The sequence below is a fragment of the Acidimicrobiia bacterium genome, assembly GCA_016650365.1.
Classification (GTDB): domain Bacteria; phylum Actinomycetota; class Acidimicrobiia; order Spongiisociales; family JAENVV01; genus JAENVV01.
Window position 1 is genome coordinate 1 of the sequence record JAENVV010000072.1, and the last position, 2,439, is coordinate 2,439.

At 62.3% G+C, this 2,439-nt stretch carries 2 protein-coding genes; both read left to right on the forward strand.

Features of this window, described 5'->3' with window-relative positions:
- Positions 1 to 711 (forward strand): PAS domain S-box protein (locus JJE47_04395; protein MBK5266653.1); only part of this gene is annotated, 711 nt, incomplete at its 5' end.
- A 118-nt stretch (positions 712 to 829) separates the two neighbouring features.
- On the forward strand, positions 830 to 2,439 hold a 1,610-nt coding region (locus JJE47_04400), incomplete at its 3' end, for a VWA domain-containing protein (protein ID MBK5266654.1).

Genomic DNA, 2,439 nt, shown 5'->3' on the forward strand with positions numbered 1-2,439 from the left:
ACCTTCGCCGAATTTCGCTACTTCATCCGGCAACGCGATCGGGCTCGCACCGAACTCAAAGCCGAACGTCACCGCTCAGATCAGCTGCTCCTCAACATCCTTCCCGGTCCGATAGCGGACCGGTTGAAGTCGGGGGAATCAAACATTGCCGACCGGGTCGATGCCGTCACCGTGCTGTTCGCCGACCTCGTGGGGTTCACCCCGCTGTCGGCCGGCATGGACCCCGACCAGGTGGTTGCACTCCTCAACGACATCTTCACCACCCTCGACGACCTCGCCCAACGCCACGACCTCGAAAAGATCAAGACGATCGGTGATGAATACATGGTGGTAGGTGGTCTAACGACCGCCAAAACCGACCACGTCGAGTCGACGGCGGCGTTCGCCCTTGACGTCCTCGACGCGTTCGCAGAAAAGCCCGGGGCTCCGCAAATGCGAATCGGCATGCAAACGGGTCCGGTAATCGCCGGTGTGATCGGCTCAACGAAGTTCGCCTACGACCTGTGGGGCGACACCGTCAACACGGCATCAAGGATGGAATCACACGGGGTCCCCGGACGAATCCAGGTGACCTCCACAGTGCGGGACGCCTTGGTCGATTCGTTCACGTTCGAGGATCGGGGTCCCGTGGAGATCAAGGGCAAGGGGCTAATGGAAACGTACTTTCTTGTCGGGCGGGTCACTCAATCCACTGACGACTCTTCCCTCTAAACCTGGGCTCCACCGGCATTTCCGGGACCCAGACCGATATGAGTTCCCTTGACGGATTTCACCTAAAGTGATATACCCTCACTAATGGTGGGGTGGCAGGCGCGAGAGGGGTCCTTGCGTGAAGCGTCTAACCATTCCGACCGTCCTAGTTCTTCTGCTGATTTCCGGGCCCGCGCTGGCGTCGTCATCGGCCAGCACGCTTCCGAACGGAACCCCGATCGACGTGACCGTCGACGCCCCTTTCGACGGCACCGAATATGTCGTTTCGTCTCCGACCGGTACGGTCGATGTCGACGTGGTCGGTACCGCCTCGGTCGGGTTCGGTGACGGTGACGTAACCATTGTGTACGTAGTGGATGTCTCGGGCAGTGTGAACGTCGAAACCGGAAGCGAGTGCGGGGGTGACCAAAACGGAGACCTGTTCCTCAACTCGATCCTCGACTGTGAAATCGCCGGCTTAGTGGCCCTCAACCAGGCGGCTATCGATTCGGGATACGTCGACGAGGTGGGAGTAGCCGCCTACGGCCTTCGCAGCGTGGTGGCCGACATGAGTCCCGAGCCAAGCGACGATCCGATCACCACTCCCGACGCTGGTCCCGGGCATGTGGCGGCTGTGATCACGTCGATCGTTGCCGAGGGCAGCTTTTTCGGCCTGGCCGGCCCTCGTTTGTTCACTGCCAAGAATGCCGATCGGGGGGGCACAAATTTTGCCGCCGGTCTCGTGGCCGCCAGGCAGATTGTCGAAGCCAGCAGCAACGGAACCAACATCGTGGTTTTCCTCTCTGACGGGGAAAGCAATGCCGGGTCCAGTTTCGATGCCGATTTGGGCGCCCTGGCCGCTACCGGAGCGATCGCCCACACCTTCGCCATCGGCCTGGGCTCGAGTTGTACCGACGGAATGAGCGGAACGCTCGAAGACATCGCTCTCGGGACGGGCGGCACCTGCACCGAGGTCACAAACCCCGCCGAGCTCGCCCAGGTTATCTCCGGTTTCCTGGCCTCGACCCTCGCCTCGCTCGAATTGTCCATCGACGGCGGAGCGGCCACTTCCATCCCCGCGGCGCATATCTCGGCCACTCTCCCCCAGGATGGCCCGATCTCGGTCGACTATTCGACCCCGGCCACCAATCTCGGCGTGGGAGCGCACTCCCTGTGTGTAACGGCGTTCGGACACGACGCCGGGGGCGTCGGCAACAGCGGGCCTGCGTGCACGAACGTGTCCGTGTTCGCCATCACCCTGACCCCACCTGAGGCCACCAAGGAACTGGGCGTCGACACCACCCATACGGTGACCGCCACCATCGTCGGTGAAGCCGATACTGTGGATGGCCGCACCGTGACGTTCACTATCACGAGTGGCCCAAACGCCGGTGTTAGCGGGTCCTGCACGGTCAATGTCGACTGCAGGACTGATTCGGCAGGCAATGTGTCGTGGATGTACACAAACACAGGTGGGGGCGGCACCGACACCATCCAGGCCTGCTTCACCGTCGCCACTCCAACCGGCCAAACCGGGTGTGACACGGCCACGGTTCGCTGGGCTGACACCACTCCCCCGCTGGCGGCCTGTTTGCCGGGTCCGAACCCGCACGGCAAGAAGATCCCCCCGGCCGGAAACAGCAGCTTGCCAGGAGCCAAGGGGGGCCAGAACGAGGATGGCTTCTACGACCTGATGGCCGAAGATCTGGTGGATCCGAACCCGCTCGTCTATGTCGTCGATGAGGGCAC